This window comes from Acinetobacter lactucae (assembly GCF_013122135.1).
Taxonomy (GTDB): domain Bacteria; phylum Pseudomonadota; class Gammaproteobacteria; order Pseudomonadales; family Moraxellaceae; genus Acinetobacter; species Acinetobacter lactucae.
The window spans coordinates 455,591-475,322 of the sequence record NZ_CP053391.1; the positions used below are offsets into that span (position 1 = coordinate 455,591).

Consider the following 19,732-nt stretch of genomic DNA (forward strand, 5'->3'; position numbering starts at 1 on the left):
ACTATCACCATGCGTCATCGTAATAGTGGTGTGAAATTAGGCCGTACAAGCAGCCATCGTAAAGCGATGTTCCAAAACTTGGCTAATTCTTTATTTGAACACGAGTTGATCAAAACAACTGTTCCTAAAGCTAAAGAATTACGTCGTGTTGCTGAGCCTTTAATCACTCTAGCAAAAAACGATACTGTAGCAAATCGTCGTTTAGCATTTGCTCGTACTCGTAATGCTGCAACTGTTGGTAAATTATTTACCGTACTCGGCCCTCGTTACAAAGAACGTAACGGCGGTTATCTACGTGTTCTTAAAGCGGGCTTCCGTGCTGGTGATGCAGCACCGATGGCTTACGTTGAGCTTGTAGATCGTGAAGTGAACACTTCAGCTGAATAATTGATTTTATTCAAGAAAGACCGGTTTTATACCGGTCTTTTTTATTTCTAGTCACAAAATAAATTATAAAAATGTCCTCAAGTGACATAAAAAAGTAGATAAACGGTCAAACTTGACATTGTGTATTGTCAAAATTGTGTTTTAATAAACTTATATTCTCAACAATGGGTATAAAAATAAAATGGAAAAGCAAGTTGATATTTTAATCATTGGCGCAGGTATTTCAGGAATTGGAGTTGCTGCCCATTTGTCAAAAAATTCTCCACAGCGACAATTCGAGATTTTAGAGCGTCGTGAGTCTTTTGGTGGAACATGGGATCTTTTTCGCTACCCTGGTATTCGTTCAGATTCAGATATGTCTACCTTTGGTTTTAACTTTAAACCATGGTGTAAAGCGAATGTATTAGCTGATGGTGCTTCTATTAAAGGGTATTTAGGTGAAGTAATTGATGAATTTAAATTAAAAGAAAAAATTCATTTTGGTCATCGGGTACTTTCTGCTAATTATGATTCAGCTTCAAAAAAATGGCAGGTTGTAGTTGAAGATAGCAATAAAAAACAGCAGACTTGGATTGTCAACTTTGTTGTAGGGTGTACAGGTTACTACAACTATGATCAGGGCTATGCGCCTTCTTTCCCAAATCAAGAAGCATTTAAAGGGCAACTAATTCACCCACAGCATTGGCCTGAAAACTTAGATTACGCGGGTAAAAAGGTGGTTATTATTGGTAGTGGTGCAACAGCGATTACTTTAGTCCCAGCAATGGCTAAAGGTGGGGCAGGACATGTGACCATGTTGCAGCGTTCACCTACGTATATTGCTAGCGTTCCTTCTATCGATTTCATCTATGAAAAAACGCGTAAATTTATGTCTGAAGAAGCAGCTTATAAATTTACCCGTGCTCGCAACATCGGTATGCAACGCGCTATTTATGCGTTATCTCAAAAACATCCTAAAACGGTACGTCGTTTGCTCTTAAAAGCAATTGAGGTACAACTTAAAGGTAAGGTTGATATGAAGCATTTTACGCCTTCCTACAATCCTTGGGATCAGCGTTTATGTGTAGTGCCAGATGGTGACTTGTTTAAGATTTTACGTGAAGGCAAAGCAAGTGTAGAAACTGATCAGATTGAGAAATTTACCGAAAAAGGTGTTTTGCTTAAATCTGGCAAACATCTGGATGCTGACATCATTGTTTCTGCAACAGGGCTACAAGTTCAGATTATGGGTGGAGTTCAAGCGACTCTTGATGGGAAACCAATTAATTCATCTGAGCATATGCTTTATAACGGCATAATGCTCAGTGATGTCCCGAATATGGCTATGATTATTGGCTATGTGAATGCATCATGGACACTTAAAGTGGATATCGCTGCCGAATATATTTGTCGCTTATTAAACTATATGGACAAAAATAGTTATGATGAAGTGATTCCATCGGGTGATAAGACGGTGATGGAAGAAGATACCGTAATGGGTAAACTATCTTCAGGTTATATCAATCGTGCAGCACATGAACTTCCTAAACAAGGTAAGCGTGCTCCATGGCAGGTGACTAATAACTATTTAGAAGATAGAAAGTCCCTAAAAAATGCAAAATTTGAAGATGGCATTCTTCATTTTCATAAGCGTTCTGAAGCAAATGAGCGTAAACCAAAATTAGTATCTTAATTCGTATGAAATAAGAAAAGGGGCGTAATGCCCCTTTCTTATGAGGGTATCAAAGTGTTCTTGAAATTAACTCTTTCATTATTTCATTTGTACCTGCATAAATTCGATTTGCTCGATGATCTATGTAGGCACGCGCAATTGGATATTCAAGCATATAGCCATAACCACCATGTAATTGAAGACATTCATCTACAATCTTCGAGAACATGTCAGAAATTTTATATTTAGCAGCTGCGGCAGCTTCGACACTCAACTTCTCTTCAAGTTGTAATTCCATACAACGATCTAGATAAGTACGACAGAAATCGATTTCTGTTCTAAGTTCAGCAAGCTTAAAGCGTGTATTCTGAAATGCGCCTATAGGTTTACCAAAAGCCTTACGATCTTTTGTATATTGAACGGTATGTGCAAATGCTGCTTCAGCACCTGCCTGACAAATGATAGCAACTAACATTCGTTCCCATGCTAATTCTTTCATGAGCATGATAAAGCCCATACCTTCCATGCCTAAAAGATTTTCTTTAGGAACACGAACGTTATCAAAGAATAATTCGCAAGTATCTTGGCCCTTCATACCAATTTTGTTGAGAGGTTTACCTTTACTAAAACCAGCACGATCTGCTTCTACAATAATTAAGGATAAGTTCGCCGAACCTTTATCACTATTACCAGTCTTACAAACGACTACGGCCATATCGCATAAGTAGCCATTTGTAATAAAAATCTTAGAACCATTAATGACATATTCGTCACCATCAAGAACCGCTGTGGTTCTTACCGCTTGTAAATCTGAACCAGTGCCCGGTTCTGTCATGGCAATAGCAGTGACAACTTCTCCGGTTGCCATTTTTGGTAACCACTTTTGTTTTTGTTCTTCATTACCAAAGTTATTTACGTAATTGGCAACAATATCTGAATGCAAAGAAAAGCCCGTACTAGAGTCCATAGCATAAGCTTGTTCTTCTATAAGAATCATGCTGTATAGGCGATCTACCCCAGAACCACCATATTGCTCTGGCATTGTGGTGCAAAGAAGACCTAATTCGCCAGCTTTATTCCAAAGATCTCGGTCAACATGTTGCTGTTTCTCATATTTTTCTATATTGGGAACTACTTCCTTTTCATAGAATTTGCGCACTGTCTCACGGAAGGCTTCGTGTTCCTCATTGAATAATTGTCTCGGTAGCATATTTGGAATAGGACGGATGGCACCAGATTGCATTTGTATTTCTTCCTTGGTTCAGGTGTGATGTTATATCCTAAACATACGGAAGCATTTCATCCCGAACAATGTGATGAATGCTCAATTATGAGTACAAGATGATAAATTTGGTCAATTTGATATTTTTAGCGATCTTTAGGATGTGATCAGGTAAACTAGGCGCACTATCAACGCAGATGGGGACGTAAATGTCTGACGAAATGACCTTGGAAGAACGTAAAGTAATTTATCGAGCACGCCGCGGCTTAAAAGAAATTGACGTCTATTTTGACCCGTATGTAAAAAACTATTATTTAAAAGCTGCTCCAGCAGAAAAAGCATTATTTGCAGAGTTAGTTGATCAAGAAGATCCAGATTTATTAGATTGGTTCATGGAAGTTTCTGAGCCTCCACGTACTGAGTTACGTGAATTTATTTATAAATTAAAACAGTATGTACATGGCTAAACTGTTTTGATAAAAGAATTAAATTTTGAGCTGAAATATAGCCGTGTCTCGGTAATATTTCAGCTTTTTATTGGTTTGGGTTTAGCAATCTTGCTTTATCAATTATTAATGCCGATATGGTGGCTATGTGCTGTCATTTTTATATTTATTGGTTTTATTTTCTTTTTAAAGCAAACACAAATATCTCAAATTGAATATTTAGATCAAAAATTATGGTCGGTTGCATATTACTCGGAAAAAGAAATTTACCGTGCGGAAATTAGAAAAATAATTGATTATCAGATGTTTGTAGTGATTTATTTTGAAGGGACATCTGCGAAAGCAACAACTGTTTGGTTCGATCAGCTTTCTATTGAGCAGTGGAAAAGATTAAAAGTTTTAGAAAAACTCTATTAATTGTTAGACAATTCTACAATTGTATATTTATTTAAAAATTATAAAAAACAAAAACTTAATTATTTTTTTATTCCTTGAGCTTAGGATTGTCTAATTAAAATATAGAAAAAAGCCAAGGAAAGACAATTGTCTGACAATTTCACCTATGGGTATCTATTTGATCGGTTAAAGTACAAACACCAACGTAAAGTGTGTCGGAGGTCTCAAAATGGAGATGCCAACATGGTCGTTCTTGGTCATTGCCATAATTTTGGCAGTGGTAGTAGGAAGAGCAGGAACTTTACTCAGGGAATATCTTAACAGAGTTAATATTAACAAAGTTAAGAGACAGAGGATGCAAGGTCGTCGATCAGTCAATTATTAAAATTGGTTAATCGATTAATTTCATCAAGTGTCCAGTTTATAACTGGGTGCGATTGTAGTAAGGAGGTCTCTCATGGAGATTTCAATGTGGATGTTTCTGTTAATTGCAGTCGTTATGGCTGTAGTAGTAGGAAGAGCAGGAACTTTACTTAAGGATTATATAGAACAAAAATAATATAAGCCGTTAAAAGCTTATCCCAGTTAATAAGTAGCATGTGCTGAACCGTCGCAATGCTACTTTTTTTTGCCTAAAATTTCTGTTTCCTTGAAAAACTGTCAATTTTATCTGCTGTGAAGTGTGTCAAAGTATAAGCGCTACAATTAGAGTAATTACTCTTTTATTCAAGATATGCATCTGCTAATGTACATCTGAAAAGGAAAAAACAAATTACATAGAGGACAGGAAGATGTCTAAAGTCCAAAAAATAAGCCAAGGTTTGGCGGTGAGTTTTCTTGCAGCTTCAGTTTTATCAGGTTGTTCATACGTCGTGAAAACCGGAGCAAATGTTGCTCTAGGTTTTACGGAAAAGCACGTCGTTCCGCCTATTCTGGCAATGCAAGATGCTGAAATGGTTTGTAATACTGGTAGTGCTTTAACACCAGCAATCATGTCTACTAAAGGTATGGGCGCAGATCCAACACGTGTTGCGGTATTAATGTATGCAGCTTCAGGTGTATGTGCGGAAAACCAAGCATTAGAACAGGAATTGCGTTATTTGCGTGCCTCAAAAGCTGGTCAAGTGACAGAAGCTCAAGATGCACGTATTGCCCAAAAGCGTTGGGCGGCAATTGCTGCTGAGCGTCAATATACGGGTTATAAGTTGTTTGCTGATCGGTGGGAATCTAAATATAAATATCACTTAGGTGATTCTTGCCCAACAATGCGTAATGATACTGATCAAACTGTTTATTTACTTGGAATGATCAGTGGTCTTCAAGCTGTAACCAACGATATTAACTCAGGTGGTGCAGTCAATGTCCCTAAAGATATCGCTGCTATTGTAGAGCGTGGCATGGTTTGTCTAGATAATGAAAAATTCTGGGGTGCACCTAACGCAACTCGTGCAGTTATCTGGACCTTATTGCCAGGTGCTGATGAAGGAAAGCCTGATCCATACCAAACTTTAAAACAGTCAATTCAGATTGGTGAGAAAAAAGGTGTTCGCCTATCTCATGCTTTATATGCGGTAGCTGCCCAAGCAAGCGGTGATGATGCAAAAATCCGTGATGCATTAAGATCTTATGCAGCGTCTCAAGCTGATGACAAACCTGTCAATCCCAATTTTAAGTTAATCGATAGCATGGCTGGCCTTATTGTACGTGGTATCTCTGACCGTTATTGGACTGAGCATACTGGTGTACGTACCGGAGATGATGGCATGTCTCATTTCTGGGATGATAAGAATGAAGGTGCCGCAGAGCTAGATGAGTTGTTTGATGGGGGAGCGGCATCTGAAGTTCCTGCTGATTCATCTGCTCCACCCGCAGCGCAGTAAGGAATATTTGAAAGACTAACTTCTTGCGAGTCTATTGTTAAGTTCTACAATAATCGTAAGAAGTTTAATTTCAAGGAGTGTGCCATGAAGGATCATGTACTGAATAGTAAAGTGCTTTTGGTCGCAGTGTGCATTTCCATATCTGCTTGTTTACAGGTGTTTCCTGATATTTTTATTTATTGGCGCGAAAGTTTACTTGGTGAATTCTGGCGTTTATGGACTGCTCATTGGGTACACGTGGGATGGGTTCATTTCCTTTTAAATATGATGGCATTCGCCTGTTTACCCTTTATCTTTCCGCATACAAAAGCATGGCATCTTTTAAGCCTACTTTTGCTGTTGCCACCTTTTATTAGTTTGATGTTCTACTTTTATTTACCTTATATCGAAGCGTATGCAGGGCTATCTGGTGTTTTACATGGGCTATATACAGCGGTTGCTTTAGTTTATCTGCAATATCGTAAAGAACGTAATTTCGCTTTGTTGGTACTAGGTTTAATCGTAGCCAAACTCATATGGGAAAATACATTCGGCCAAACAGGAACTGCCCAGTTAATAGGGAGCCCTGTTTTAACTGAAGCCCATTTATATGGAGCGATAGGTGGAGCAATTTTTGGAGGATGCTATTGGCTTTTCCAGAGATTAAAAAAGAAACATTGACAATACAAACTGTTAAAAAAGAGATTTTAGTCATTCTTTATTAACAAAGTTTGATGCAAATTTGATCGTTGAATAAAGGGATTGGTAGAAGGGGGATGGATTTAACCCCTGACCAAGAAAAATTGCATGACTCAATTCTTTAATTTTTAGGGACTTGAGAGAACAAAATTGGAATATTTATGCAAGAACATCAAGAAAAAAGATCTGGATTAGGTCTACTGGGTTATATCTGGAACGAATGGATCTCAACATTCGTTATCCTTATTCTGCTATTAATGACTCTGATAATTGGTACCGGGGAAATGATCCACGGACAGTTATTACGTATCGGGGAGCGTCTTTATGGTGACCCCGCTACAGGTATGCAATATTCTTTTTTGCGTGCTGAACCTGAAAAGCCGACTTGTGATCGACATCCAAATATCGAGGCTCAAGTAAAAGAACAAATGAAAGCGAATGCGTCTGATGATTTCGCAAGTTTCTTTGGTGCAGCGTCAGAAAGTGATGTCCGTGCATCGCTACTCGCAGCGCAGCAACAATGTGATGAAAAATATCAGGCATATGATAAAACCATTAAATATATCGAAGCTAACCCAGGGGTACGTACTTACCGTGCTATCGAGACAGGTTTCTTTGGTATTTTTAAATTCGGTACAGAAAATCGCGCAATTTTACTCATCTTTATGGTTCTAATTTCTGCGATTACAGCATCGTTGAAATTTCATCATATTGGCTTGCGTAATCCAGCTACAAAAATAGATTACAAAGTCTATTCCATCTTCATGGTGATTGGTAATGCTTTACTAAGTACCTCTGTAATTAGTCAGTATCGTTCAGTCATTAATTCCGGGGTAACACCTACCTATGAAACAGTGACTATTTACTGGATCTGGATGATTTTATTTGTTGTCCTGACCTTAATTAGTCTTTACCAATTGTTTGTTTCACCTCCACCAAAACGTGAAGGCGGTAATATTGGCTTAGCCTTACTATGTGTGCCTTTATATGCTTACATGGCTGTGATTACGGGCGTAGCGTTCACGTTCTTTATGGATTATCCAATGGGGCAAGGGATTTACCTTGGTTTATTGGTTGAGTTCTCAGGTATTTTCTTAAACCTTGCCTTATTTATTTGGGCAGGTATGCTTTTGACTCAAACACGCGTTATGGACTTGTTCCTTAATGTACTTCGTCCATGGAACTTGGCACCAGAAACCTTAACTTGGTTAATTCTAATTGCTGCTGCTGTACCAACAGCTTATACAGGTGCATCAGGTATCTTCGTTATTGCAGCAGGTGCAATTATTTATAAAGAAGTCTGGAATGCGGGTGCTCGCCGTCAATATGCTTTGGCTGTGTCTGCAATGTCAGGTTCTTTAGGGGTAGTTGTACGTCCATGTCTACTTGTTGTTTTAATTGCAATGCTTGATAGCCGTCATGTAACCTCCGATGAGCTGTTTGGTCATGGTATCTATGTATTTTGGTTAACTGCATTTATTTTCTTGGGTGTTTCATTACTCTTGGCTGAAGAAAAATTCCGTGTGAATTCACCAAAAGTTGCGATTCCGGGCATGATGCGTGCCTTTGTACCCGTAATTCCATACATTTTGATTACTGTTGTTGTTCTTGCGATTTATAAATATGCACTAGACACAGGAATGAACGAATTTACTGCACCAGTAATTTTGCCATTAGTTCTGATCGCAATGATCCTGTATGACAAATTGGTCTCTACAAAAGAAGCTCCTGCAATCAATATTCATGAGGCGATTGTTCGTGAACACGAACAGAAATCACCATTCCTACGTGCCCATGATCCGCATAGCTCTCAATTCCGTCTCGGTTTTGGTGGAGCACTTCGTTTTGCGACTTCAGAAACTGTAGGTCATATTGGTGCTCTGATTATCTTGATGGCCCTGTCTGCAAGTGTAGGTGGTTTAATTGAACGCTCTGAAGTAGTCGAATTATTACCGACTCATTTGGGCAGTATTTACATTTCACTTGCATGTATTGCGCTATTACTTGCCATTATTGGTATGTGTACAGATCCGTTTGGTGCTGTAATTTTAGTTGCTGCAACTATTGCACCTGTGGCATACGAAAATGGTATTCATCCAATTCATTTCTGGATGATTGTATTAGTTGCATTCGAGTTTGGCTATGTAACACCACCAGTTGCCTTGAACCATCTACTCACGCGGTTGTCCGTCGGAGATGATGAAGTGAATGCTGCTGATGCAGAAGCGAAAGAGAAATATACAAGCTTCTACTTCCGTTATGAGCGCTGGTTGCTACCAATTATTGTCTTGTTCTCATCACTAGTATTGGTTACTTATGTGCCATATGTATTTAAGTTATTCGATTGGTATAAATAACTGAAATCAAAGTATTGGTTATACAAAAAAGCCTTCCTAAATGGAGGGCTTTTTTAATAAGTGGATTGAGTAAATTTAGAAACAGGTAATTAGTACTATTTTAAAATCCAAATAAAAAAAGCTAAAGATAGATGACTTTAGCTTTTTTAAGAGTTTACTCAAAAACTATTGCTGTTTGAGCTGAGCTTCAAGCAATTTAACTTGTTCTTCTTTGAGTTTAGTTAATTGATCAGCATCAGCATGCTGAGCTTTTAAGGTGGCTTCCTGATCTTTTAGCTGGCGATGAATATCTTCAAGTTTAGATACCTCTTCCTTTGCTAAAGACTCTTGGGCTGGTACTGGTTCTTTAAGCATATTCTCACTGACAAGTTGCTGAGAGCTTGCATTTTCAGCTAAGGGTTCAGAACTTGGTAATGGATCAGCCGATTTCGGTTTAGCAGGAGCAGGTGTCGAGACAGGTTGTGGATCAACCAGTGGTGCTGACGACTCGGTTTTTTTAAAAAACCATTGCGCTGCAAAAAAAAGCACTACGAGAATGCTTAAGCCCCCAATTAAAATCCATAATAATTTTGAGTTTTGTTTTCTTTGTAGTGGCATGTTTAAGACCTTTAGTCGGGACGACGTGGCTTGAACTGTATTACCCCAATTTCATCAGGTATAGCAGGCGTTTCAGGCTCATCCACATGAGTCGGACGGTTTTCGCTATAACCGCATTCGATACATTCAATCCATTCGTCTTCTGCGGTGGTTAGCATGACAATCCGATCCATGGCTTCACATTTTGGACATTTTGCCCCAGCAATGAAACGTTTTTTCATCTTTATCACCCTAACCACACGATCAATTTAGGCCCATAGTTTAAGCGGTTTTGTTGTCATTCGTCCAACCTTGATGACGTAACAACGCGTCAATTTTAGGCTCGCGCCCACGGAAATTAACAAATGCCTCAAGCGCGGTGTCTTTTCCTCCCACAGCTAAAATTGCCTGACGGAATTCTTTACCTGTTTGAGTATTAAAAATGCCTTCATTTTCAAAACGATCAAACGCATCACTCGCTAAAACTTCTGCCCATTTATAAGAGTAATAACCCGCGGCATAACCGCCAGCAAAAATATGACTAAAGCTATGTTGGAAACGGTTGTAGTCGACAGTAGGAACGACCGCATATTGCTTACGAATATCGTTTAAGGTTTGCTGAATTTGCTCACTGTTTAGGGCAGGTGTTTTGGTGTGAATGGTCAAGTCAAATAATGCAAATTCAAGCTGACGCAAAGTTTGCATACCAGATTGGAAGAATCGGGCATTTAATAAAGCATCCAGTAATTCTTGTGGCAAAGTTTGTTTACTATCGATGTGTTCACTTAGTACATCGAGGCTTTCTTTATCCCATGACCAGAACTCCATAAACTGGCTTGGTAGCTCTACTGCATCCCAAGCAACACCGTGCGTTCCTGCAACCGAGATATTATCTACTTCGGTCAACATATGATGTAAACCATGTCCAAACTCGTGGAACAAAGTAATCACTTCGTCATGAGTCAATAAAGCAGGTTGGTCACCTACTGGAGGAGTGAAATTACACACCATGTAGCAAATTGGTTTTTGTAAACCATGAAGTGTTTGCATGCGCGAACGGAAACCATTCATCCATGCGCCGCCACGTTTACCTGTACGTGCATAGATGTCAAAGAAGAAGCCACCAATCACTTGGCCTTGGTCTTCTAATTCAAAATAGCGTGCATCTGGATGCCAAACAGGTGCTTGTCTTTCAATAATGTTAATGCCATATAGACGCTGCACAATCTGGAATAATCCCTGAATAACTTTAGGTGCAGGGAAATAAGGTTTTAATGCTTCTTGAGATAATTTGAATTGTTGCTGTTTAAGCTTTTCAGAATAGTAAGTTGTATCCCAAGGTTTAAGTTCATCAACACCATCTTGTTTGGCAATTTCTTGAAGTTCGGCAACTTCTTGAAGCGCAGGAGCACGCGCATGCTCTGCTAGGTCAATCAAAAAATCATGTACTGTTTTTACGTCTGGTGCCATTTTGCTTGCCAGAGAATATTCAGCATAGTTATTGAAACCAAGTAGTTTCGCCATTTCCTGACGAAGACTCAAAATTTCTTCCATAATTTTGCTGTTATCAAACTCAGTTTGTTCAGACTGATCAGATGCACGAGTTACATAAGCTCTATAAAGCTCTTCACGCAATGCACGGTCATCGGCATAAGTCATGATTGCAAAATATGCTGGAAAATCTAGGGTTGCTACAGCTTGATCAAGTTCACGTTGTTTGCCGTACTGTTTTAATAATTCAATATTACTTTCTGGAAGACCTTTTAGCTGATCTTCGGTAAGTGGCTTAAAGTAAGCTTGTGTTGCATCAAGTACGTGATTTGAAAAATCAGAAGAAAGCTGTGAAAGACGCGCAGAAATCTCTGCATAACGTTTTTTCTCTTCACCCTCTAAGGCTACACCAGAAAGTTTAAAGTCACGTAAAGCTAGGCGAATCGCACTTTGTTGGGCTGGGCTAAGCGACGTATAGCCTTGACCATCATGGATGTGTTGATAAGTTTGATAAAGCGCCGTATGTTGACCAAGCTGAGTGTAATATTCACTCAATGCTGGTAATAAGGATTGATAAACTTCTCTCGTTTCTGAATTACTCATTACTGCATTTAAGTGCGATAGAACACCCCATGATTCACTTAGATTATTTTCAAGCGTATCGACTTGCTCAAGTACGGCAAGTTGCTGAGCTGTATCTATAGGTGCGGCTGTAAGTGTATTTAAAAACTCTTGTCCAGCTTGAATTGCTTGCTGAATATCCTTTTTTAAATTTTCTAATTTGATTTGATCAAAATGAGGAGTTGGTAAAGTCGCTTGCTGTAAAGTCATTGCTAATAGCCACATTATTTTTTAAACATAGTATTAGATGTAGGTCCTCTGAAGTCGGAAATCAAGCTTAATCTGTAAAATAACCCTTTTAAAAAGAAATAAGCCTCCTATTGGAGACTTATTACTAAAACGTGATAATTATTTACTCATTATTCAGCCTTTGATTTTGCATTCGACTTTTTCTTTTTAGGCTTCGATTTTTTCTTCACCTTCTCTGGTTTAGTCTCAGCTTTTGCTGAGGTTTTTTTACCAGATTTTTTGGTGTAAGAACTTGGCTTGCTTTTTTCTTTCTTTTTGTGAACAGGTCTTTCACCATCACTGCTGACGGTTGGTTTACTAAAGACTTCTTCGTTAGCCTGTGCAGTTGTTTTAGTCGTGCGCGGTGCACGGCTACGAACTACTCGGCCTGCATGAGTTACTTGTTTAATCAGCTGGAAGTCAATTTTACGTTCTTCCAGATTGACGCCAGCAACCTGAATTTTAACTTCATCGCCTAAACCAAAGACTTGACCACGATTTTGACCTACTAGATTTTGACTCGCTTGGTCATAAATAAAGAAGTCATCGCCGAGTTGGCTAATATGAATCATGCCATCGACATATAGATCTTTCAGCGTCACAAACAAACCAAATTCGGTTACTGCACTCACAATACCTATAAACTCATCCCCTAAATGCTGTTGCATGTAGTGGCACTTCAACCAAGTCGTTACGCTGCGAGATGCTTCATCAGCACGACGCTCGGTTTGAGAGAAATGTTCACCTGCATCATCTAGTGCAGCACCAGAGAGTGGAAAAGGCTTTTGTTTGAGATGTGCTTTAATGGCACGGTGTAATAATAAATCTGGGTAGCGACGGATTGGCGAAGTAAAATGTGTATAAGCTTCATAAGCCAAACCATAGTGCCCTGCATTTTTAGCGCCATAATAAGCTTGCATCATTGAGCGTAATAAGACAGCATGAATGCTCGGTGCATCAATACGATCTTTAGTTGCCTCAATAACTCTTTGATAGTCTGCTTGAGTTGGCTGGTCAGGGAAGGGTAGACCCAGTAATTTTACAAAGTCTTTTACTTTTTGAATACGAGAGAACTCTGGCGCTTCGTGCACGCGATATAACATTGGAACATCATGTTCTAATGCATATTCAGCCGCAGCAACGTTAGCAAGCAACATACACTCTTCAATGAGCTTATGTGCTTCATTACGTGTACGTGGCAAAATTTCTTTAATCCCGCCTAGCTCATCAAAAGTCATGTAGGTTTCAATGGTTTCAAATTCCATTGCATGACGATCAGCACGTAAATTTTTCAAAATCTGATAAAGCTGGAAAAGCGTATTCAAAGATTTATGAACATCACGATCTTTTGGAATCGCATCTGTTGCGCCGTCAAAATATTGTGCTACCTGTGTATAGGTCAAACGTGCTTTTGAATGCATGACCGATGGATAAAAATCGTAACCTGTTACACGGCCTGTACGAGAGAGCTTCAAGTCACAGACCATACATAATCGGTCTACATGAGGGTTCAAAGAGCATAAGCCATTTGATAAAGCCTCTGGTAGCATCGGTAATACAAAGTGCGGGAAATATACCGAAGTACCACGTTCCTCAGCTTCTTCATTGAGGGCTGAGTCTAAGCGTACATAATGGCTAACATCAGCAATCGCGACAACTACACGATAACCGCCACCTGGACGCTTTTCTGCATAAACCGCATCGTCAAAATCTCGAGCATCTTCACCATCGATCGTAACTAATGCTAAATCTCGTAAATCGATGCGGCCTTCACGATCTTGAGCGGAAGGCTCTTTAAAACTTTCAGCTTCTTTTATAACTTCATCTGGAAATTCGTAAGGTAAGCCAAACTCAAGAATAGTTTGTGGAATAATAATTTCTGTATCAGCTTTGTCGGCCATAGATTGAATAATATGCGCCGTCGCAAATTCTTCACGAGTCGGATAACTATCTATTGCGACACGTAGCATATCGCCAACATTTGCTTCAGCGTGTGTTACCAATTCTTTTTCTAAGGGAATAGGTTGGTGCTGATTTGGATTGTTGGGTTGAATAAAATATTCGCCATTGTGAACTGACAATTTACCAATTAATTGTTTAACACGATGCTGTAAAACTTCTGTGATAAAACCCCATGGTTTACCTTTACGGTCAACCGAAGTTTGGCGCACTCTAACTCGGTCACCATTAAATACTAAACGTAATTCGCGTTCAGGAAGTAAAAGATCAGTTTGACCATCAATATGTGCCGTACCTAAACCTTTACTATTAATATAAACAGTTGCTTCATAGGTTGGTTGATCTGCCACCAACTGAAATTTAAAACCGTCTTTCATGATTTGGCCGTCACGAACCATGGCACTTAAGCGGTGACTTAAAGCTTCAATACTTTTTTGGTCATGAATATTAAAATGATCGACAAGTTCTGCATGTGATTGCGGTGTCTGCAATTGTTCCAATGTATCTAAAATAAGAGTACGGCTTGGAATAGGATTGTCATAACGTTCAGCTTCAGCTTTTGCTTCGGGGTCAGCCCAGTTTTTTGTCATGTCGTTTGGTTTCACGCTTGGCAGATAAGTTTAGCATAAGTCATGCAGACCCGAACTGCACGTTTAGGTTTGCAATAATGTGTTATGCACTACAGTATTTTGATGAAGAAATAATATCTATCTTAACAAGCGTTTGATCGAAAAAGACGAAAATAATGAGAAAATTGCTTAAAAAATAATTCATTGAACTAAAAAACAAGAAAATTTCACTATGATGACTTGAACAATAGGGTTTTAGTTTGTATTATGGCGGCTCGTTCCGGTGAGGTGGATGAGTGGCTGAAATCACTTCCCTGCTAAGGAAGCATACCTATTACTGGTATCGAGGGTTCGAATCCCTCTCTCACCGCCATTTACTTAATGCGCTCATAGCTCAGCTGGATAGAGCACTTGGCTACGAACTAAGGGGTCGGGAGTTCGAATCTCTCTGAGCGCACCAAGTAAAACAGAACGAATCGCTGAAAGGCACACAAGTTACGCGCTCATAGCTCAGCTGGATAGAGCACTTGGCTACGAACTAAGGGGTCGGGAGTTCGAATCTCTCTGAGCGCACCAACTTGAAGAATTAACCGCTTTTATAGCGGTTTTTTTGTGCCTGCTTTTTAGTACTTTAAAAAAATCTAAATTTATAACTTTTTAATTATATTAGAGATAATCATAAATGAACTTAGCTTTATTTGACTTTGATGGCACGATCACTCACAGCGATACATTCAGTCTATTCCTTAAATTTTCTTTAAACAAAAAAACTCAAATAGTCGGTGGTATTCGACTTGCACCTTATATAGCGGGTTATAAGCTTGGATGGGTAACCGATAAAACTATTCGAACTAAACTCTGCCAAGTGGGATACGTGGGCTATGATGCGGATTCCCTAAAATATATGGGACAAGAGTTTGCTAAAAATGTCCTTCCTACCTGTGTGCGTCAAAATGCTTTGGAACGTATTCTCTGGCATAAACAACAAGGTGATCAGATTGTTGTTGTATCTGCATCATTAGGCGTTTATCTAGAAAGCTGGTGTCAATCTTTAGATTTAGACGTTATATGTAATCAACTTGAAATACGTGATGGTATTTTGACAGGTGATTTTATTAATGGTGATTGTGGTTATTTAGAAAAAGTAAATAGAATAAAAAACAAATATGATTTAACTCAGTATTCTACAATTTATGCTTATGGTGATACACCTAATGATTATGCAATGTTAGAGCTGGCGCATAAGAAATATTATAGATGGGAAGAAATGAATTAATATTTAAAGATATATCAATAAATAAAGCCACTTGTAATAAGTGGCTTTATTTTAACGACTTATATTAAACAGTATTGAAAGAGTTTTCTAAGAAGTTATCAGTAAGTAATGATGTAGGTCCGATAGTATGCGTTGTATTAGTTACGCTAGATACTGTAGACGTTACACCACCGAGTAAGTTGCCGCCAGTTAACCCGCCTAGTAAATTAGAGATAACATCTAAGCTACCTTCACCAGTCACACCGCCCGTTAAGCTACCCACGATATCTGTTACGATACCGATAGGGTTGTCTGTATCGCCAGTAACCCCACCAGTTAAGCCGCCTAGAAGGTCGGTCACTAAGCCAAGAGGACTATCACCATCTACGCTACCAGTTAAACCGCCAAGTAAATCAGTGACTACGCCTAGTGAGCTATCTCCACCAGTAACTCCACCAATAGTTCCTGTCAATCCACCAATGATTTCTGTTACTAAGCCGGTAGCAGTTGTGCCATTTGTAATAAGCGTGTCGAGAATACCAGTAGCAGATTCGGTAGCACCTTGGATGTCACCACCAACTAAATCAGAAACAACTTCAAGTGCGCCGTTTACTGTGTCGCGAGAAGTTTCAAAAGTTAATGTGCCGAGGTCGGCAATTTCAGAAACAGGATGTTCTGCTTGTGGAAGAATACTGATAATTGTATCTGCAACTGTATCAATGCCAGTGTTGATAATTTCAGTTTTTAAGCTTTCTACACCCTGAAGAATATCAATACCGCCTTGAACGACATCAATGACTGGAGAGATTGGAGAAGTTCCACCACCGATTCCGCCAGTTACACCACCAATGATGTCAGTGATTACCTCAAGTGGGTTTCCATCAACACCACCAGTTACACCACCAATGATGTCAGTAATTACCTCAAGTGGGTTTCCATCAACACCACCAGTTACACCACCAATGATGTCAGTAATTACTTCAAGCGGGTTACCGTCAACGCCACCAGTTACACCACCGATAATGTCAGTAATTACTTCAAGTGGGTTACCGTCAACGCCACCAGTTACACCACCAATGATGTCAGTAATTACCTCAAGTGGGTTTCCATCAACACCACCAGTTACACCACCAATGATGTCAGTAATTACTTCAAGCGGGTTACCGTCAACGCCACCAGTTACACCACCGATAATGTCAGTAATTACTTCAAGTGGGTTACCGTCAACGCCACCAGTTACACCACCAATAATGTCGGTTACCACGCCAAGTGGGCTATCACCACTTGTTGCGCCGCCGATAATGTTATTAATAATTCCAGTAGCAGTTGTGCCATTTGTAATCAGCGTATCGAGAATACCTGTTGCTGATTCAGTAGCCCCTTGAATGTCGCCACCAACTAAATCAGAAACAACTTCAAGAGCACCATTTACCGTGTCGCGTGAGGTTTCAAAGGTTAAAGTACCAAGATCTGCTAGGTCTGAAACTGGGTATTCAGTTTGTGGAAGAATACCAATAATAGTATCAGCAACAGTGTCGATACCAGTATTAATGATCTCAGTTTTTAAACTTTCTACCCCTTGTAGAATATCAATGCCGCCTTGAACAACGTCAATAACTGGTGAGATTGGAGATGTGCCATCACCGATACCACCAGTTACACCACCGATAATGTCAGTAATTACTTCAAGCGGATTTCCGTCAACGCCACCAGTTACGCCGCCGATAACATCAGTAATTACTTCAAGCGGATTACCATCAACACCGCCAGTTACACCGCCAATAATATCGGTAATTACTTCGAGAGGGTTACCATCAACACCACCAGTTACACCGCCAACGACATCTGTAATGCTGCCGACAACCTCAGTAACAATACCAGTCGCAGTTGTGCCATTAGTGATTAATGTTTCAACGACACCAGTAGCAGACTCAGTTGCGCCTTGAATATCTCCACCCACTAGATCAGAAATAACTTCAAGCGTGCCATTTACTGTGTCACGAGAAGTTTCGAAAGTTAAAGTGCCAAGATCAGCAATTTCAGAAACAGGGTGTTCAGTTTGAGGAAGGACACCAATGATAGTATCCGCAACAGTTTCAATGCCAGTATTGATAATTTCAGTTTTTAGGCTTTCAACACCCTGAAGAATGTCGATACCACCTTGAACAACGTCAATAACTGGAGAAATTGGAGAAGTTCCAAGATCAATACCGCCAGTTACTCCGCCAATAATATTAGTTACTGTGTCTACAGGACTTGTAGAACCGATACTGCCAGTAACAGTACCAACGGTATCAGAAATAAGGCCCGTTGTGGTCGTAGTAAGGGTATTTGTTACTGTAGATAGAGTGTCTGAAAGTAAACCAGAGGTTGATATCTGACCCTCAACAGAAGAGCCGCCCGTTACAGTAGTGTTCACCGATATAATGTTGCCCAAGTCTTGAGTCACTTTTGATATCGAAGATACGAGATTTTTTAGTAAAAACATGTTGGTCTATTTCCTGTATAATTATGTATTTTTAAGTAAGTATTATTTATTGCGCGAGTTAATTAATGAGATGTGTATCTCAATAATTGCGATTTAGTATTGGTTAGATCTCAAAAGCTGTCAATGTGTATTTTTAGTCACATTTTTTGTTATTAAATAATATTTAAAGAAATAATAATTTATTTAATTTAGACATAAAAATAATAATAATTTTTATATTATATAATTTTAACTAATTATTTTTTTAATCATATTTTCACTTATTTGAAGCATTATCTTAGTTAAATTTCATGTAGGCTTATAATGGTTAGGTTCAATCAGAAATATATTATTTCTATAATGTTGACTAAAACAGTAGCCTTTATCTTCTAGGTATATGGCCAAATACTTCAAAAAACCGTTAAAACTTATTTGAAAAAAAATATTTCAAATACATCTTAGGTGAGAAAAACTTCAATTTCTTTAACCACGATTTTATATAAAATATGGTTCTGGCTAAGAACTAGACGTTTGATGACAGAAAGATGAAAAAAGGCTTCCTAAGCTATGAAAAATGCGTATAATGCGCAACATCAAGTACGCGCTCATAGCTCAGCTGGATAGAGCACTTGGCTACGAACTAAGGGGTCGGGAGTTCGAATCTCTCTGAGCGCACCACTTGAAGAATTAACCGCTATATATAGCGGTTTTTTTGTGTCTATTTTTTTATTATTTCCATTCAAAAGCTAGTGCTCATGGCAACTAGCTCATAAATAATTTGAAGTCGAAAAAGTTAGCCAAATGTCTTAAAACGGCTTTCGTCTTCAATAAAAGCTTTTTCGCCTACTTTGCCTTCAATTGAACCAAATACTAATTGAGCTCTTAATTTCCATTGAGCAGGAATATCAAAAGCAGCATTAATTTTCTCATCGATAATTGGATTATAGTGCTGTAAAGAAGCTCCAATACCTTGTTCAGCCAATACACTCCATACTGCAAACTGTGCGATTGCGGTTGAGTGTTCAGACCAAACGGGGAAATTATCTGCATACGTTTCAAATTGTTCTTGTAGACCTTTAATTACATTCTGGTCTTCAAAAAATAAAACTGTACCGGCACCCGCTGCGAAACTTTGGATTTTTTGTTCAGTTCCAGCTAATGCTTCGGCAGGAACAATAGTTTTTAAGACATCTAAGACAATATTCCAGAAGTTTTGATGAGATTGATTAAATAAAATCACAACACGAGAAGATTGAGAGTTGAACGCTGATGGGCTATGTTTGACCGCCTCTTGAATCAATTCTTCAATTTCCGCAGAAGTATGTTCTAAGTTTTTTCCAATTGAATAAATAGAACGGCGTTTTTTAATTAATTCTAAAAAGTTAATGTCATTTGAAAGATGGTTCTCTTGAATGGCTTGGGTAACCACATCTTTTGAGACAGTTGCTTTTTGATTTAAGCCAAATAATTTTGCAAGAAAAGACATGAGACATTCCACTAAGAAGGTGATGTTTCTTATTGTAGAAATTTTAAAAACTGAAATAAGCTC

The 19,732-nt window shown here is 38.8% G+C and carries 15 protein-coding genes, 4 tRNA genes and 1 pseudogene; 13 read left to right on the plus strand and 7 right to left on the minus strand.

Going from position 1 to position 19,732, the window contains the following annotated elements:
- Positions 1–9: 9 nt before the first annotated feature.
- The gene (gene rplQ / locus HLV59_RS02230; protein WP_002049717.1) at positions 10–387 is read left to right on the plus strand and encodes a 50S ribosomal protein L17; all 378 of its coding nucleotides are present in this window, start codon (positions 10–12) and stop codon (positions 385–387) included.
- A gap of 181 nt (positions 388–568) precedes the next feature.
- Positions 569–2,059: a flavin-containing monooxygenase gene (locus HLV59_RS02235; RefSeq protein WP_171429242.1), complete on the plus strand. Its 1,491-nt coding sequence runs from the start codon at positions 569–571 to the stop codon at positions 2,057–2,059.
- A 49-nt stretch (positions 2,060–2,108) separates the two neighbouring features.
- Here HLV59_RS02235 and HLV59_RS02240 read toward each other — a convergent pair whose 3' ends face one another.
- Positions 2,109–3,281: an acyl-CoA dehydrogenase family protein gene (locus HLV59_RS02240; protein ID WP_016143559.1), complete on the minus strand. Its 1,173-nt coding sequence runs from the start codon at positions 3,279–3,281 to the stop codon at positions 2,109–2,111.
- Positions 3,282–3,469: 188 nt separating this feature from the next.
- Between HLV59_RS02240 and HLV59_RS02245 the strand changes: the two genes are divergently transcribed.
- The 5 genes from HLV59_RS02245 (at position 3,470) to HLV59_RS02265 (ending at position 9,017) form a co-directional block, all read left to right on the plus strand.
- Entirely contained in the window at positions 3,470–3,727 is a 258-nt protein-coding gene (locus tag HLV59_RS02245; RefSeq protein ID WP_016143558.1) for an FAD assembly factor SdhE, read from the plus strand.
- A 6-nt stretch (positions 3,728–3,733) separates the two neighbouring features.
- Positions 3,734–4,123, plus strand: coding sequence for a hypothetical protein (locus tag HLV59_RS02250; RefSeq protein WP_016143557.1), 390 nt, complete (start codon positions 3,734–3,736; stop codon positions 4,121–4,123).
- A gap of 770 nt (positions 4,124–4,893) precedes the next feature.
- On the plus strand, positions 4,894–5,982 hold the full coding sequence (locus HLV59_RS02255; protein WP_014207738.1) for a hypothetical protein: 1,089 nt from the start codon (positions 4,894–4,896) through the stop codon (positions 5,980–5,982).
- Between the two features lie 84 nt (positions 5,983–6,066).
- Complete coding sequence (gene rrtA / locus HLV59_RS02260; RefSeq protein WP_031949421.1) at positions 6,067–6,642, plus strand: rhombosortase; 576 nt, start codon at positions 6,067–6,069, stop codon at positions 6,640–6,642.
- A gap of 179 nt (positions 6,643–6,821) precedes the next feature.
- Complete coding sequence (locus HLV59_RS02265; protein WP_016143554.1) at positions 6,822–9,017, plus strand: TRAP transporter large permease subunit; 2,196 nt, start codon at positions 6,822–6,824, stop codon at positions 9,015–9,017.
- Between the two features lie 165 nt (positions 9,018–9,182).
- Here HLV59_RS02265 and HLV59_RS02270 read toward each other — a convergent pair whose 3' ends face one another.
- From HLV59_RS02270 to rnr, 4 genes are all read right to left on the minus strand, one after another.
- Positions 9,183–9,614, minus strand: a complete 432-nt coding sequence (locus HLV59_RS02270; RefSeq protein WP_016143553.1) for a hypothetical protein — start codon at positions 9,612–9,614, stop codon at positions 9,183–9,185.
- Positions 9,615–9,625: 11 nt separating this feature from the next.
- A complete protein-coding gene (locus HLV59_RS02275; RefSeq protein WP_016142985.1) occupies positions 9,626–9,835 on the minus strand; it encodes a YheV family putative zinc ribbon protein in 210 nt (69 codons plus the stop codon).
- Positions 9,836–9,875: 40 nt separating this feature from the next.
- The gene (locus HLV59_RS02280; RefSeq protein ID WP_171429243.1) at positions 9,876–11,930 is read right to left on the minus strand and encodes a M3 family metallopeptidase; all 2,055 of its coding nucleotides are present in this window, start codon (positions 11,928–11,930) and stop codon (positions 9,876–9,878) included.
- Between the two features lie 134 nt (positions 11,931–12,064).
- On the minus strand, positions 12,065–14,482 hold the full coding sequence (rnr, locus tag HLV59_RS02285) for a ribonuclease R (RefSeq protein WP_171429244.1): 2,418 nt from the start codon (positions 14,480–14,482) through the stop codon (positions 12,065–12,067).
- Between the two features lie 261 nt (positions 14,483–14,743).
- On the opposite strand from rnr, the gene HLV59_RS02290 reads away from it, so the two are divergent.
- From HLV59_RS02290 to HLV59_RS02305, 4 genes are all read left to right on the plus strand, one after another.
- Positions 14,744–14,834, plus strand: a tRNA-Ser gene (locus HLV59_RS02290).
- Between the two features lie 10 nt (positions 14,835–14,844).
- Positions 14,845–14,921 (plus strand) — tRNA-Arg (locus HLV59_RS02295).
- A gap of 39 nt (positions 14,922–14,960) precedes the next feature.
- Positions 14,961–15,037: transfer RNA gene (locus tag HLV59_RS02300), tRNA-Arg, on the plus strand.
- A 106-nt stretch (positions 15,038–15,143) separates the two neighbouring features.
- Positions 15,144–15,737 carry an HAD-IB family hydrolase gene (locus HLV59_RS02305; protein WP_171429245.1) on the plus strand — a complete coding sequence of 198 codons (594 nt, stop codon included), beginning with the start codon at positions 15,144–15,146 and terminating at the stop codon, positions 15,735–15,737.
- 64 nt (positions 15,738–15,801) lie between these two features.
- Here the strand turns inward: HLV59_RS02305 and HLV59_RS02310 are convergent, their stop codons facing one another.
- The gene (locus tag HLV59_RS02310; RefSeq protein WP_216606752.1) at positions 15,802–18,204 is read right to left on the minus strand and encodes a beta strand repeat-containing protein; all 2,403 of its coding nucleotides are present in this window, start codon (positions 18,202–18,204) and stop codon (positions 15,802–15,804) included.
- A 339-nt stretch (positions 18,205–18,543) separates the two neighbouring features.
- Here HLV59_RS02310 and HLV59_RS18810 point away from each other — a divergent pair.
- Positions 18,544–18,642, plus strand: a pseudogene (locus HLV59_RS18810) (hypothetical protein); the annotation flags it as partial.
- 142 nt (positions 18,643–18,784) lie between these two features.
- Positions 18,785–18,861 (plus strand) — tRNA-Arg (locus HLV59_RS02315).
- A gap of 115 nt (positions 18,862–18,976) precedes the next feature.
- On the opposite strand, the gene HLV59_RS02320 is transcribed toward HLV59_RS02315, so the two are convergent.
- Positions 18,977–19,669 (minus strand): nitroreductase family protein, encoded by a 693-nt coding sequence (locus HLV59_RS02320; RefSeq protein ID WP_171429246.1) that lies wholly within the window; start codon positions 19,667–19,669, stop codon positions 18,977–18,979.
- Between the last annotated feature and the right edge of the window lie 63 nt (positions 19,670–19,732).